Below are 13,847 nucleotides of genomic sequence, written 5' to 3'. Positions count from 1 at the left end.
CCGGACAGACACCACAGTCGAGGAGCTACCCATCATGGCCCGTGTTCTGATGATCGTCTCGGCGGCCGACTCCCTCACCATGCGGGACGGCACCGAGCACCCCACCGGCTTCTGGGCGGAGGAGCTCGTCGTCGCCCACCGGGCGCTGCGCCGGGCCGGGCACACCGTCGACGTCGCCACCCCCGGAGGACGCCGGCCCACCGCGGACCAGGCCAGCTTCTCCCCGGACATGACCGGGGGCCGGGAGCGGGCCGACGAGTTCCGCGCGTACCTGGAGGAGATCGACGCGGAGCTCTCCGCCCCCCGCGTCCTGGCCGACGTCGACGAGCACGACTACGACGCCGTGGTCCTGCCCGGTGGCCACGGCCCCATGGCGGACCTCGTCCACGACCCCTCGCTCGGCCGGATCCTGTCCTCCTCCGACCGGGCCGGGCGGCTCATCGCCCCGTTCTGCCACGGCCCCGCCGCCCTGCTCAGCGCCCAGGACGACGGGACGTTCCTCTTCGCGGGACGGAGGCTGACCGCCTTCACCAACGAGGAGGAGCTCGGCGGCGGCACCGGGGAGAACACCCCCTGGTTCCTGGAGACCGTGCTGCGGGAGAAGGGAGCCGTCGTGGAGACCGGGCCCGCGTGGTCCAGCCACGTCATCCGCGACGCCAACCTGATCACCGGACAGAACCCCCAGTCGAGCCAGGCCGTCGCCGACGTCCTCGTGGAGGCGCTCGCCGAGTGACCTCCACCGAGTGACTTCCACCGAGTGACCTCCGGAGGAGTCTCCCGGGAAGTGCCGGACGGGAGCATCGACCGTCCGGCGCGCCCGGAGGAACTCTCGGAGGCCTCGGCGGCGGCTGCCCGACCGGACCCGGGCGGTCTCAGGCGCCGACGGACGCCCGCCGGGCCAGCGCGAGGGCGCGGGCGGCGACCACGGCGTCCCGGAAGTCCGGGAACGTCCGGCGGACGGGGCTGCCGCCGTCGGCCGGGACGAAGGTCAGGGCCCACCGGTGCCGGCGGAACCGGTGGAAGGGGACGGCGACGATCTCGACGGAGGGCAGGGTCTCGGGACGCTGATCGATCACAGCGGGACCTTTCGGGGGGTCAGGTCGGGGGAGCGCAGGGCCTGGTCGGGTCGGACCGGGGGATCCGTGGGCCGGGGCCGCGTTTTGAGCCCATGGTACCGGGCCTCCCGTGCGGCTGGGCGGTCACCGGGCCGGTGTCGGGAGACGGCAGGTATGATCAGCACACTGATCGAGTGAGGAGACCCATGTTCACCCCCGAAGTGGCCGACGGCATCCACCGCATCACCCACGCCCACGTCAACTGCTACCTGATCGAGGACGAGGACGGCGTCACGCTCGTGGACGCCGGCCTGCCGAGCATGTGGCCCATGCTGCTGGCGGGACTCGAGGAGCGCGGGCGGCGCCCCGACGAGGTCAGGGCGCTGGTGCTCACGCACGCACACTTCGACCACGTCGGCTTCGCCCGGCGCGCGCAGGAGGAGTGGCAGCTTCCCGTGTACGGGCACCCGGACGACGCGCGGCTGGCGGCGCACCCGTACCGCTACCGGCCCGAGCGCAACCGGTTCCTCTACCCCTTCACCCACCCGCGGTCCCTGCCGCTGCTCGGCCGCATGGCGGCGGCCGGGGCCCTGACGGTCAAGGGCGTGCGGGAGTTGCGCCTCCTCGAGGCCGGTTCCGTCCTGCCGGTCCCGGGCCGGCCGGTGGTGGTGCACACGCCGGGTCACACGGACGGGCACTGCGTCCTGGACCTGCCCGACCGGGGGACCGTGCTCAGCGGGGACGCGCTCGTGACGCTGGACCCCTACACCGGCCGGCGGGGCCCGCAGATCGTCGCCGCGGCCGCGACCAACGACTCCGCCGTGGCCCTCGACTCCCTCGACGCGGTGGCCGCCACCGGGGCGCGCACCGTGCTGCCCGGCCACGGGGAGCGCTGGACCCAGGGCGCCGAGGCCGCGGTCCGGCACGCCCGCGCGGTGGGCGCCCACTGAGCAGGACCCGAGGAGGCCACCCCGATCGGCACCCCGGGAAATGGGAAGCGTGCTGATGACTCGCTGGGCTGCGGCGGCTATCGTGGGCGGCGACCGACGACCCCGCACCTTCAGGAGGACCACCCGTGAAGCAACTGACCGTCTCCGCCCCCGGTGGCCTGGATCGGCTCGAGCTCGGCGACGCGCCCGACCCCGGGGCGCCGGGCCCCGGCGAGATCCGCGTCCGCGTGCACGCCAGCTCCCTGAACTACCACGACTACCTCGTGGTCTCCGGCGGGACGCGGACCGAGGACGGACGGATCCCGCTGGCGGACGGCGCGGGCGTCGTCGAGGCCGTGGGGGAGGGCGTCGACGACTTCGCGCAGGGCGACGCCGTGGTCTCCTGCTTCTTCCCGCTGTGGCAGGACGGCCCTCCCGTGGACGGCAACTTCCGGCGGGTCCCCGGGGACGGGCTCGACGGCTACGCCCGCGAGGCGGTGGTGCGTCCCGCCACGTGGTTCACGCGCGCCCCGGCGGGGTGGTCGCACGCCGAGGCCGCGACCATCACCACGGCCGGTGTCACCGCCTGGCGGGCGCTCGTGGTGGACGGCGGGCTCCGGGCCGGGGACGTGGTCCTGGCCCTGGGCACCGGCGGCGTCTCGGTCTTCGCCGCACAGCTCGCCAAGGCCATGGGCGCCACCGTCGTGGTCACGTCCTCGTCCGACGAGAAGCTCGACCGCGTCCGCCGGCTCGGCGCGGACCACGTGATCAACTATCGCGGGACCCCCGAGTGGGGGCGCGCCGTCCAGGAGCTCACGGACGGACGCGGCGCGGACCACGTGATCGAGGTCGGCGGGCCGGGCACATTGGCGCAGTCCCTCCGGGCCGTGCGGATCGGCGGTCACATCTCCTTGATCGGCGTGCTCACCGGAGCGGCGGGCGACGTGCCCACGGCGCTGCTCATGGCGCGCCAGGCGCGGCTCCAGGGGCTGCTGGTGGGCAGCCGGCGGGACCAGGCCGACTTCGTCCGCGCGCTCGAGGCGACCGGCCTGCGCCCGGTGATCGACCGTCGCCACCACCTGGCCGAGGCGGCCGACGCGTTCCGGGAGATGGAGTCGGCCCGCCACTTCGGCAAGATCGTGCTCGAGCACTGAGCCCGGCCGGCGCCCCGGGGAACTCGTCCCGGGGCGCCGGGGTCACCAGCCGGTGACCCACACCTGTCCGGTGGCCGGCGACCAGTTCACCTTGTACCCGTTGGAGAAGCGCTGGTAGACGGTGGTCCCGGAGCGGATCTCGTCGGTGACCGGGTAGCCGTAGCCCCGCTCGAAGCCGGCAGCCTTCCAGGCGCGGCCGATGGGAGCGGTCTCGTTCACGGCGCGGGCCCCGTGGGCGCGCGTCCACAGCACCTTGGTGAGGACGCCGTCCCGGGAGAAGACCTGGTAGGAGGACCCGTCGGCCAGTCGGCGCTCCTCCGTGGTCGGGAAGCCGTAGCCGTTCTCACGGCCCGCGGCCACGAACTTCTGGCCGATGACCGTGGCGTTCTCGACCCGGTGGGCGCCCGTGGCGGGGCTCCAGTACAGGGTGGACTTGCGCCCGTTCAGGGAGAACTCCTGATAGGCGCCTCCGGCGCGCAGGCCGCCGCGCTCCGCCGTCACGGGAGGACCGAGGACCGGGGCGCCGCCCAGGGCGTGGTACTTCGCGCCGATGGCGCCGGCCACGCCGTGGCCCGCCGGGGTCTGGACGGGCGTCGACGTCTCGTAGGTGTAGGCCGGGACCCCGTTCACCCGCGTCGAGGCGTCCGCGGGGGCGCCCCCGTTGGCGTACCCGTAGAGGTTGACGGTGGAGAGCACCTGCCAGGGCTGCCCGGTGTTCTCGAGCCGGCCGTCCGCGTAGGTGAGGCCGATGCCGATCACCTCGTGGCGCGGGTCCTTGATCGCCTTGTCGTGGGCGGCCGAGGACTTCCACCACTTCACCAGCGCGCGCACGTCCCGGTGGTGCTCCAGGGCGATGACCTCGTTGGCACTGGTCCAGGGCCCGGTCCGCGGGTCGGTGAGGAAGGCGGTGCTGTGGGAGAACTTCTCCTCGACGATCTGCCGGTCGGACTCCTTCTGCACCACCTGGGACAGCGTGGCGGAGTACTTGAGCGGCCTCACGCCGAGGGACTCGCGGTAGCGGTTGATCTCGTCGAGGATCAGCTGGGCGTCGGCCTGACGGGTGGCTGCGTCCACCGCGACGATGTCCTGCACGGCGGCGTGGGCCGGACCGGCCAGCAGGGAGGTGCCGGCGAGGGTGGTGACGCCGATGCCGGCGGAGAGGGCCAGAGCGGCCATGCGGCCGTGACGGCGCGCGGGGGCGCAGCGATGTTTCGCCATGGGTGCTTCTGCTTCCTGGTCTGTCTGCACGCACGGAAAAATTGGGGGTTCCGCGCGGCGGGGGGCTATCGTCGTCCGGCCGGACGACGAGACAGATTGGGCTGGGGAAGGCGCCCACGGAAAGGCTAAGGAATCACCATTGCAAATAGGAAATGTGTGAAATTGTTTCGTCTATCACGGAACAATAACGGCGACATCACGGAATGTACCGACAGGCCCGTATTTCCGTGGTTATAGTGAGCGGTTCTCGCTCCGTCGATCAGCACGCTCCGGGACCCCGGGACGCCCCGCGCCGGGGCTCCGATCCCGCCGCCCGCGGCGTGGCCGCGAGGCCGCCGAGAGGAGAGCCGCCTCCGCCGCGGAGGGGCATCGTGGTGCCGTCCGAGCGGCGAACGGTCCGTGGCGGGTGACGATAGGCTGGGAGCGCACGCCCGGAGAGGAGCCCGATGACCGTCCACGCCACCCGCGCCACCGGCGTCCGGGGTCCGTTGCGGCTGTGCCTCGCCGTCGCCGCCGCCGTGGGTCTGACCGGGTGCGGTCCCGATCTCGGCACGCCCGAGGGCACCACCCGGGCCTTCGTCGACGCGATGGCCGAGCGCGACTGGGACGAGGCCTGCGGGCTGCTGTCCCACGACGTCGTGCACCGGGCCACGGAGGGCAGCTCGCAGTACTGCAGCGTCTACCTCGAGCGCCGGCACCCGGACACCTTCCGCTACGAGACGCTCGCCGTCCAGGGCGAGGCCGCCGAGGCCGCCGACGGGTACCGGCTCGAGGTCGCCCCCGAGGACGCCCCCGAGGAGACGGAGGGGGTCGTCGTGGTCGAGGAGTCCGGGCGCCTCGTGCTGCTGAGCTATCCCGGCCGCGACACCGCCGTCCGCTGAGCCCCACCCGCCCCCCAGGAACCCCAGGAAGGACCGCCATGACCGATCCTCAGACCGTTCCCGCCGCGGCGGCCGCGTCGTCGTCGCCCGAGGGCGAGACCGTCGAGATCTGCCGCAACCTCATCCGCATCGACACCTCCAACTACGGCAGCGGCGACGCCAAGGGGGAGCGGCGGGCCGCCGAGTACGTGGCCGGGCTGATCGAGGAGGTCGGTCTCTCGACGACCGTCCTGGAGTCCGCGCCCGGCCGGGCCAACGTCTTCGCCCGGATCGAGGGCACCGACCCCTCCGCCGACGCCCTGCTGGTGCACGGCCACCTCGACGTGGTGCCCGCGATCGGCGCCGACTGGTCCGTGGACCCGTTCGGGGGCGAGATCAGGGACGGCATGATCTGGGGCCGCGGCGCCGTGGACATGAAGGACATGGACGCCATGATGATCTCGGTGCTGCGCCACATGGTGCGCACCGGGGACCGGCCGCGGCGGGACATCGTCTTCGGCTTCTTCGCCGACGAGGAGGCCGGCATGGTGTACGGCTCCCACTGGATCGCGGAGCACCACCGCGGGCTCTTCGACGGGGTGACCGACGCCATCAGCGAGGTCGGCGGGTACTCGGCCACCATCGGCGGCCGGCGCGCCTACCTGCTGCAGACCGCGGAGAAGGGTCTCATGTGGCTGCGCCTCAACGCGCAGGGGACGGCCGGGCACGGCTCCCAGATCAACGGCGACAACCCGGTCACCCGGCTGTCGAGGGCGCTGGCGAACATCGGCGAGCACCAGTGGCCGATCGAGCTCACCAAGACCACCCGGGCGTTCCTCGACTCGGTCACCGAGCTCACGGGCGTGGAGTTCGACCCCCAGAACCCCCAGCGGCTGCTCGCCGAGCTCGGCTCCGTCGCCCGGTTCGTGGGCGCGACCCTGCAGACCACCGCCAACCCGACGATGCTCGAGGCGGGCTACAAGGTCAACGTCATTCCCGGCTCGGCCCAGGCGGGGCTGGACGTGCGCTACCTGCCGGGCCAGCGCGAGGTCGTGCTGGAGAAGCTCGCGGAGCTCGCCGGGGACGGGGTGTCCTTCGAGTTCGAGTCGGACGACATCGCCCTCGAGGTGCCGTTCTCCGGCACCGTGGTCGACGCCATGGTCGACGCGCTGCACGCCGAGGACCCGGAGGCGATCGTGCTGCCGTACATGCTCTCCGGCGGGACGGACAACAAGTCCCTGGACCCGCTCGGCATCACCGGCTACGGGTTCGTGCCGCTGCGGCTGCCCGACGAGCTCGACTTCCCGTCCATGTTCCACGGCGTGGACGAGCGCGTGCCCACGGACTCCCTGGAGTTCGGCTCCCGGGTGCTGCACCGGCTGCTGACCCGGTACTGACCCGGTACGGACGTCGCACCGGCCCAGCGCCGCACGACCACCGAAGCGCCCACGACCACCGGAGCGCCCTCCACCCCGAGGGCCGCCGACAGGAGCGAGATGCCCCACGCGACCAAGCCGGAGCCCGAGCCCGCGCGGCCCGAGGACCTGGTGCCCGAGACCCTGCTCCCGGACGACCTGCTGGCGACGTTCCGCGAGCGCGCCGCCGGCTACGACCGGGAGAACCGGTTCTTCGACGAGGACTTCGCGGACCTGGTGCGCGTCGGCTATCCGCTCATGCTGGTGCCGCGGGACCGGGGCGGCCTCGGGTTCACGCTGCAGCAGGCGGTCGCCGCGCAGCGGCGCCTCGCCGCGGCCGCCCCCGCCACGGCGCTGGGCATCAACATGCACCACGTCCTGGTGGGCGTGGCGCACACCCTGCGCCTGCGCGGGGACGCCCGCGCCGACCGGATCTTCGAGCAGGCCGCGGCCGGGGAGATCTTCGCCTTCGGCATCTCGGAGACCGGCAACGACTCCGTGCTCTTCGACGCCGACACCACCGCCGTGGCCGCCGAGGACGGCTACCGGATCACGGGCACGAAGATCTTCACCTCGCTCTCCCCCGTGTGGACCCGGCTGATCGTCCACGCCCGCGACGACGCCCAGGACGGTCCTGCACTGGTGTTCGGCCTCCTCGACCGGGCGGCGGAGGGCATCGAGGTCCTCGACGACTGGGACACCATGGGCATGCGGGCCTCCCAGTCCCGCACCACGGTGCTGCGCTCGGTGCCGATGCCCGCGGAGCAGGTGCTCACGCGCACTCCCGTGGGGCCGAACCCGGACCCGGTGGTGTGGGGCGTCTTCGGCTGCTTCGAGCTCCTCCTGGCCGCCGTCTACACCGGGATCGCGGACCGTGCGGTGGAGCTGGCCGTGGAGATCGCGAGCACCCGGCGGTCCCGCGGCGGGGGGCCTCCGCGGTCCGAGCATCCCGACGTCCGCCGGCAGATCGCCGAGGCCGCGCTCCTGCGCGACGGCGTGGAGCTGCAGCTGCTCCGGCTCACCGCGGACGTCGACGCCCTCGGCACCGCCGGCGCCCAGGACCACGGTCCCCGCTGGTTCCTGCTGTTCTCCGGGGTCAAGCACCGGGCCACCGAGGCGGCCCGTCAGGTCGTCGACCTCGCGATGCGCACCTCCGGCGGGGCGCAGTACTCCCGGGGCCGGGAGCTGGAACGGCTGTACCGGGACGTGCTCGCCGGGATCTACCACCCCTCCGACGACGAGTCCGTGCACGCGGCCGTGGCCAAGGCGCTGCTGGGCCCGATCGGGGGCTGAGCCCGGCCGATGGGGGAGAGCCTCCGGGCTCAGACGGTGCGCTCCACGCGCATCACCCGGCGGCGCATCCAGTACTTGCGGGTGCCGCCGTAGAGCAGGACGGAACGGGTCAGTTCCCACTTGCCGTACTCGGCGTGCTCGCTGAGCCGGGCCCGTGCGTCGCCGAGCGCCTCGTGCGGCGCCACGGTCAGCAGGAGGTACTCGTAGCGCTGGTCGGCGTCCCTCGTGAGGGTCTCCGAGCTGGTCCGGACATGTTCTCTCATCGGTCCCCATTCTGCACGGAATAGCGCTAACGTCTACTCCATGAGCAATGACCCTCGTGCCGCGTTGCAGGCCCTCGTGAGCGCCTTCGAAGAACACCTCGTCGCCGCGTCCAACCGGCGCAGCGACGACGACCCCGCCGTCGACGGCGCCTACATCGCCATCGCCGACGCCTTCGACGCCTACGAGGAGGCGCTCTACGACGCCTACGACGAGGTCACCCCGCTGACCGTGTTCGCGGAGGAGGACGACTCCGACGAGGACGACTCGGACGACGACGAGGACGACTCGGACGACGACAACGACGAGGAGCTCCTGGAGGACAACGAGATGCTCGACGAGGACCTCGTCGACGAGGAGGACTACGAGGACCTCGACGACACGGACGAGGCGCGCTCCACCCGCTGATCCCCGACCCCCTCAGCACGTCCCCAGGAACGGCCCGCACGGCGGGCCGTTCCTGCCGCGTCCGGGCCTGTCCCGCCGCCCACGGCGCGGACGGTGCCGTAGGGTGGCCGGGTGAATTGGATCGAAACCATCATTCTCGGCCTCGTCCAGGGCCTGACCGAGTTCCTCCCGGTGTCCTCCTCGGCGCACCTGCGCATCGTAGGCGAGCTCCTGCCCAACAGCGCCGACCCCGGCGCCGCGTTCACGGCCATCACGCAGCTGGGCACCGAGACCGCCGTGATCATCTACTTCTGGCGGGACATCGTCCGGATCCTCAAGCAGTGGACCCTGTCCCTGGTCGGCCGGGTGGAGCGCTCGGACCCCGACGCCCGGATGGGGTGGCTGATCATCCTGGGCTCCCTGCCCATCGGCGTGCTGGGACTGCTCCTGGAGGACTACATCGACACGGAGTTCCGCTCCCTGTGGATCACGGCCACGATGCTGGTGGTCTTCGGCGTGATCCTGGCGGTGGCGGACCGGGTGGGCCGGCAGGCCCGCCACCTGGACGACCTCACCGTCAAGCACGGCGTGCTCTTCGGGCTGGCCCAGGCGCTGGCCCTGATCCCGGGGGTCTCGCGCTCCGGCGGCACGATCACGGCGGGGCTGCTCATGGGCTACACGCGCGAGGCCGCCGCCCGCTACGCGTTCCTGCTGGCCATCCCGGCGGTGTTCGCCTCGGGGCTGTACAAGCTGGCGCAGTCCGTGGGCCAGCCGCAGGCGGGGCCCTACGGCATGACGGAGACGCTCGTGGCGACCGGCATCGCGTTCGTGGTGGCGTACGTGATCATCGGCTGGTTCATGCACTACATCTCCAACCGCAGCTACACGATCTTCGTGTGGTACCGCATCGCGCTGGGCCTGGCCATCTTCGTGCTCCTGGGCCTGGGGGTCATCAGCGCCTGAGCCGTTCGTCACCCCGGGATCGGGGGCGCCGACCGGTCCGGTAGGTTGGGTGAGGCCCCGCGGCCGTCGTCCGATCCCCGAACCACCCGAGGTGAGCATGAAAGCCTGGTCCGCCCGACCCGTCCCCGACCTCCCCGGCGAGGCGGCCCTGCCCGTCGTGCAGGACACCCGGCTGCGGCGGCGGGTGGAGCTGCCCCGGCAGGAGCGAGCGAGCCTCTACGTGTGCGGGATCACCCCGTACGACGCCACCCACATGGGCCACGCCGCCACGTACGTGGCCTTCGACCTGCTGCACCGCGCCTGGCTGGACGCGGGCACCCCCGTGGACTACGTGCAGAACGTCACCGACGTGGACGACCCCCTGCTCGAGCGGGCCCAGGCCACCGGCGTGGACTGGCGGGAGCTGGCCGCCGAGCAGACCGAGCTGTTCCGCACCGACATGAGCGCGCTCAACGTCCTCCCGCCCCAGCACTACGTGGGCGCGACCGAGGCCGTCGACTGGATCGTGCCCGCCGTCGAACGCCTCGTGGCGCGCGACCTCGCCTACCGGGTGGAGGGCCGGGACGGCGAGCCGGACGGGGACGTCTACTTCGACGTGGAGGCGGCGGGCGCCCTGCCCACCGACGACGACGACGCCTGGGTGCTCGGCGACGTCTCCCACCTGACTCCCGAGCAGATGCTGCCGCTGTTCGCCGAGCGCGGCGGGGACCCCGAGCGCCCGGGCAAGCGGCACCGGCTGGATCCGCTCCTGTGGCGCGCGGAGCGCCCCGGCGAGCCCGCCTGGGACGGCGCGTCGCTGGGCGCGGGGCGCCCGGGCTGGCACATCGAGTGCTCGCTCATCGCCCTCGAGCACCTGCCCGCGCCGTTCACCGTCCAGGGCGGCGGCTCGGACCTCGTCTTCCCGCACCACGAGATGGGAGCAGGCCACTGCTGGGCGCTGACGGGCCGGCCCATGGCCCGGCACTTCCTGCACACCGGGATGGTCGGGCTGGACGGGGAGAAGATGTCCAAGTCCAAGGGCAACCTCGTGCTCGTGTCCGCCCTGCGGGCCCAGGGCGTGGACCCCGCCGTGATCCGCACCGCGATCCTCGCCCACCGCTACACCGACGACTGGTACTGGACCGACCTCGTGCTGGCCGGCGCCGTGGCCCGCGTCGACGCGTGGCGCCGCGCCCTGGCCGTGGCCCCCGAGGGGAGCGCGGCCCCGCTGCTGGAGGCCGTGCGCACCGCCCTGAGCGACGACCTGGACGCCCCCACGGCGCTGGCGGCCCTGGACGCGTGGGCCGCCGACGCCCTGACCGGCGGCACCCCGGGGCCCTGCGGGGCGGACGCCCGGCTGGTCCGGGACCTGGTGGACGCCCGGCTCGGCATCGAGCTCTGACCCCGCCGGCGGGCCCGGTCCCGTGCGACGCCGAGGGGCGGCACCCGGTCCCGGGTGCCGCCCCTCGGCTCCCGTTGCCCGGGGGCCGGCGGCGCTCACTTCTCGTCGCGGCGGCGGCGCAGGTAGCGCTCGAACTCCTTGGCGATCGCGTCCCCGGTGGCCTCGGGCAGGTCCGTGGTGTCCTTGGCCTCCTCGAGCTGCTGGACGTAGGCGGCGATCTCGGGGTCGTCGGAGGCGAGCTCGTTGACCCCGCGCTCCCACGCCTCGGCGTCCTCGGCGATGGAGTCCAGCGGCAGCGTGATGCTGAGCAGCTCCTCGAGCTCGCGCAGCAGGGCCAGCTCGGCCTTCGGGGAGGGGGACTGCGCCACGTAGTGGGGCACCGCCGCCCACAGGCTGACCGTGGGGAACCCGCCCAGGGAGGCCATGTGGGAGAGCAGCCCCACGATCCCGGTGGGTCCCTCGTACTGGGAGGAGTCGATGCCCAGCTCCTCCTGGAGCTCGGCGGTGTCGGAGGTCTTGGTCACCGGGATGGGCCGGGTGTGCGGCACGTCCGCGAGCAGCGCCCCGACCATCACCACGAAGTCGACGTCGAGCAGGGTCGCCTGCGCGAGCAGCTCCGCGGTGAAGGAGCGCCACCGGTAGGAGGGCTCCCACCCGTGCAGGAGCACGAGGTCCAGGTTGGTGCCGGGCACCGTGGCCGTGGAGAGCCGGGTGGTGGGCCACACGATCTTCACCTCGCCGGTCGCGCCGCGGCGCACGATCGGCCGGGAGAACTGGTAGTCGTAGTAGTCGTCCGACGTCACCTCGAAGACGTCCTTCGCCCCGTAGTGGCCGGCCAGGAACTGCACGGCGTCCGTGGCGGCGTCCCCGGCGTCGTTCCACCCCTCGAACGCGGCCACCAGGACGGTCACGCGCTCCTGGTCACCGTCCTCGCGGACCACGCCGAACGGCCCCGCCTGGGGGCGGGGGAACGTCTCGTCGAAGTTGTTGCTCACGGAACCCACACTACGCGCCGGGGCATCGACGGCAAGAGGCTCCGGCACCGGGAGCCCCGTGTTGCGGACACTACGATGGAGCCCATGTCCCGCCTCCCCTCCGCGCCCCCCGGCGACCTCCTGCCCACCGCCGTGCTGTTCGACATGGACGGGACCCTCGTGGACACCGAGCCGTACTGGATCGAGGCCGAGATCGAGCTGGTCCGCTCGCACGGGGGGACCTGGACCGAGGCCGACGCCCTGGCCATGGTCGGCACCGGACTCGAGGACGCCGCCGCCGTGTTCCAGCGCCAGGGGGTGCGCCTGGGGATCCGCGAGATCGTGAACCGGCTCATCACCCGGGTCGCGGCCCGCACCCGGGAACGGGTCGTCTACAAGGAGGGGGCGCCGGAGCTGGTCGCCGCCCTGCGCGCCCGCGGCGTGCCCCTCGCCCTGGTCACCAGCAGCGAGGCGCCCCTGGCCGAGGTCGTCCTCGACGCCTTCGGCGGCCCGGGCGTCTTCGACGTCGTCGTCACCGGCGACCTCGGCCACCCGGCGAAGCCGGCCCCAGACCCGTACCGGATCGGCGCCGCCGGCCTTGCCGAGCGGGCCGGCCGGCCGCTGGCGCGCGCCGGCATGGTCGCCGTCGAGGACTCCCGCACGGGCATCCGCTCGGCCACCGCCGCCGGGATTTTCACCGTGGGCGTGCCCAACATGGTCCCGCTCGACGACGCCGGCGCCGACCTCGTGCTGCCGAGCCTCGCCGGCGTGGGCCCCGAGGACCTCGGACGCCTCGTGGCCGGGGCCCTCGCGTGAGCCGGACCCGCACCGAGGGCATCCCCCTGGGCAGGATCGGCGGGGTCCCCGTCACCCTCTCCTGGTCGTGGTTCGTGATCGCCGCCGTCACCGTGCTCCTCTACACCCCGGTGCTCATGGAGGCCTACCCCCGGCTGGGCGCGCTCAACTACGCCGCGGCCCTCGGCTTCGCCCTGACCCTGGCCCTGTCCGTGCTCCTGCACGAACTGGCCCACGCCTGGACGGGCCGGGCCTTCGGCTGGCCCACGGGCCAGATCGTGCTCAGCCTGCTCGGCGGCCACACGCACTTCGGGGACGTGCGCAGCACCCCGCTGGCCTCCGCCGCGGTCTCGCTGGCCGGACCCGCCGTGAACCTCGCGCTCGGCCTCGCCGGCTGGACGCTGCTGCGCACCGGCGAGCCGTCCCCCACGCTCGGCTGGGTGCTGCTCGACCTCACCACGTGGGCGAACCTCATCGTGGGCGTCTTCAACGTGCTGCCCGGCCTGCCCCTGGACGGCGGCCGCGTGGTCGAGGCCCTGGTCTGGGCGGCCACCGGCCGGGAGCACCACGGCACGGTGGTGGCGGCCTGGACGGGCCGGCTGCTCGCCGTGGGCCTCGTCGCCGGGGCCGCGCTCACCGGGCTGTGGCGCCAGCCCGTGGCCCTGGTGCTCGTCGTCCTCATCGCCGGCTTCATGTGGCAGGGCGCCGGCGCCTCCCTGCGCGGGGCGGCCGTGCTGTCCCGCGTGCACGGCGTCAGCGCCGCCGCGCTGGCCGAACCCGCCGTGGCGGTGCCCGCGAGCTCCTCCCTGGCCCACACCGACCGGGTGATCACCGACCACCTCGCCCGCGCCGCCGGCCCGGGCGGCACGGTCCTGCACGTGCTGGCGGTCTCCGCGGACCGCCAGGCGGTGGGCCTGCTCCTGCCGGCCGCGGCCGACGCCGTCCCCGCGGACCGGCGGGCGGACACCCCGCTGACGTCCGTGCTGCAGCACCTGCCCGCCGACGCCGTACTCGACGCCGGGCTGCGCGAGGAGTCGCTGCTGCGGGCCGTCGCCGCCCGGGAGTACCCCCACTACGTGGTGACGGGACCCGACGGCGCCCTCGTGGGCGTGCTGCGCATCGCCGCCCTCGAGCACCTGCTGGCCGGCTGACCCGGGACGCC

The 13,847-nt window shown here is 73.4% G+C and carries 15 protein-coding genes; 11 read left to right on the top strand and 4 right to left on the bottom strand.

Features of this window, described 5'->3' with window-relative positions:
* Window positions 1–34: 34 nt before the first annotated feature.
* Complete coding sequence (locus ACFYE3_RS05105; RefSeq protein ID WP_387606675.1) at window positions 35–733, top strand: type 1 glutamine amidotransferase domain-containing protein; 699 nt, start codon at window positions 35–37, stop codon at window positions 731–733.
* Between the two features lie 139 nt (window positions 734–872).
* Here ACFYE3_RS05105 and ACFYE3_RS05100 read toward each other — a convergent pair whose 3' ends face one another.
* A complete protein-coding gene (locus tag ACFYE3_RS05100; protein WP_387606673.1) occupies window positions 873–1,076 on the bottom strand; it encodes a hypothetical protein in 204 nt (67 codons plus the stop codon).
* Between the two features lie 185 nt (window positions 1,077–1,261).
* Between ACFYE3_RS05100 and ACFYE3_RS05095 the strand changes: the two genes are divergently transcribed.
* Window positions 1,262–2,005, top strand: coding sequence for an MBL fold metallo-hydrolase (locus ACFYE3_RS05095; RefSeq protein ID WP_387606671.1), 744 nt, complete (start codon window positions 1,262–1,264; stop codon window positions 2,003–2,005).
* 125 nt (window positions 2,006–2,130) lie between these two features.
* Window positions 2,131–3,138 (top strand): zinc-dependent alcohol dehydrogenase family protein, encoded by a 1,008-nt coding sequence (locus tag ACFYE3_RS05090; RefSeq protein ID WP_387606668.1) that lies wholly within the window; start codon window positions 2,131–2,133, stop codon window positions 3,136–3,138.
* Between the two features lie 42 nt (window positions 3,139–3,180).
* Here ACFYE3_RS05090 and ACFYE3_RS05085 read toward each other — a convergent pair whose 3' ends face one another.
* The gene (locus tag ACFYE3_RS05085) at window positions 3,181–4,356 is read right to left on the bottom strand and encodes a CAP domain-containing protein (RefSeq protein ID WP_387606667.1); all 1,176 of its coding nucleotides are present in this window, start codon (window positions 4,354–4,356) and stop codon (window positions 3,181–3,183) included.
* 446 nt (window positions 4,357–4,802) lie between these two features.
* Here ACFYE3_RS05085 and ACFYE3_RS05080 point away from each other — a divergent pair, with 446 nt between their 5' ends.
* The 3 genes from ACFYE3_RS05080 to ACFYE3_RS05070 all read left to right on the top strand — a co-directional run bounded on the left by ACFYE3_RS05080 (window position 4,803) and on the right by ACFYE3_RS05070 (window position 7,924).
* Entirely contained in the window at window positions 4,803–5,237 is a 435-nt protein-coding gene (locus ACFYE3_RS05080) for a hypothetical protein (RefSeq protein ID WP_387606665.1), read from the top strand.
* Between the two features lie 38 nt (window positions 5,238–5,275).
* Window positions 5,276–6,613: a M20/M25/M40 family metallo-hydrolase gene (locus ACFYE3_RS05075; protein ID WP_387606663.1), complete on the top strand. Its 1,338-nt coding sequence runs from the start codon at window positions 5,276–5,278 to the stop codon at window positions 6,611–6,613.
* A gap of 99 nt (window positions 6,614–6,712) precedes the next feature.
* A complete protein-coding gene (locus tag ACFYE3_RS05070; RefSeq protein ID WP_387606661.1) occupies window positions 6,713–7,924 on the top strand; it encodes an acyl-CoA dehydrogenase family protein in 1,212 nt (403 codons plus the stop codon).
* Between the two features lie 29 nt (window positions 7,925–7,953).
* Here the strand turns inward: ACFYE3_RS05070 and ACFYE3_RS05065 are convergent, their stop codons facing one another.
* Window positions 7,954–8,187, bottom strand: coding sequence for a DUF5703 family protein (locus ACFYE3_RS05065; RefSeq protein ID WP_387606659.1), 234 nt, complete (start codon window positions 8,185–8,187; stop codon window positions 7,954–7,956).
* Between the two features lie 40 nt (window positions 8,188–8,227).
* Between ACFYE3_RS05065 and ACFYE3_RS05060 the strand changes: the two genes are divergently transcribed.
* The 3 genes from ACFYE3_RS05060 (at window position 8,228) to mshC (ending at window position 10,916) form a co-directional block, all read left to right on the top strand.
* The gene (locus tag ACFYE3_RS05060; RefSeq protein ID WP_387606657.1) at window positions 8,228–8,593 is read left to right on the top strand and encodes a primosomal protein; all 366 of its coding nucleotides are present in this window, start codon (window positions 8,228–8,230) and stop codon (window positions 8,591–8,593) included.
* Between the two features lie 111 nt (window positions 8,594–8,704).
* Complete coding sequence (locus ACFYE3_RS05055; protein ID WP_017833502.1) at window positions 8,705–9,535, top strand: undecaprenyl-diphosphate phosphatase; 831 nt, start codon at window positions 8,705–8,707, stop codon at window positions 9,533–9,535.
* 97 nt (window positions 9,536–9,632) lie between these two features.
* A complete protein-coding gene (gene mshC, locus ACFYE3_RS05050; RefSeq protein WP_387606655.1) occupies window positions 9,633–10,916 on the top strand; it encodes a cysteine--1-D-myo-inosityl 2-amino-2-deoxy-alpha-D-glucopyranoside ligase in 1,284 nt (427 codons plus the stop codon).
* Between the two features lie 95 nt (window positions 10,917–11,011).
* Here mshC and ACFYE3_RS05045 read toward each other — a convergent pair whose 3' ends face one another.
* Window positions 11,012–11,920, bottom strand: a complete 909-nt coding sequence (locus ACFYE3_RS05045; RefSeq protein ID WP_368831064.1) for a PAC2 family protein — start codon at window positions 11,918–11,920, stop codon at window positions 11,012–11,014.
* A gap of 75 nt (window positions 11,921–11,995) precedes the next feature.
* Between ACFYE3_RS05045 and ACFYE3_RS05040 the strand changes: the two genes are divergently transcribed.
* Together ACFYE3_RS05040 and ACFYE3_RS05035 are read left to right on the top strand one after the other, a co-directional pair.
* On the top strand, window positions 11,996–12,706 hold the full coding sequence (locus ACFYE3_RS05040; protein WP_387606653.1) for an HAD family hydrolase: 711 nt from the start codon (window positions 11,996–11,998) through the stop codon (window positions 12,704–12,706).
* A complete protein-coding gene (locus ACFYE3_RS05035; protein WP_387606652.1) occupies window positions 12,703–13,836 on the top strand; it encodes a site-2 protease family protein in 1,134 nt (377 codons plus the stop codon). Before ACFYE3_RS05040 ends, ACFYE3_RS05035 begins: the two co-directional genes overlap by 4 nt.
* Window positions 13,837–13,847: the final 11 nt, after the last annotated feature.

Origin of the sequence: Kocuria arenosa (assembly GCF_042879215.1) — a bacterium.
Lineage (GTDB): Bacteria > Actinomycetota > Actinomycetes > Actinomycetales > Micrococcaceae > Kocuria > Kocuria arenosa.
Note: the sequence above shows the minus strand (reverse complement) of the source record. Positions and strands in the feature narration are given on the sequence as shown.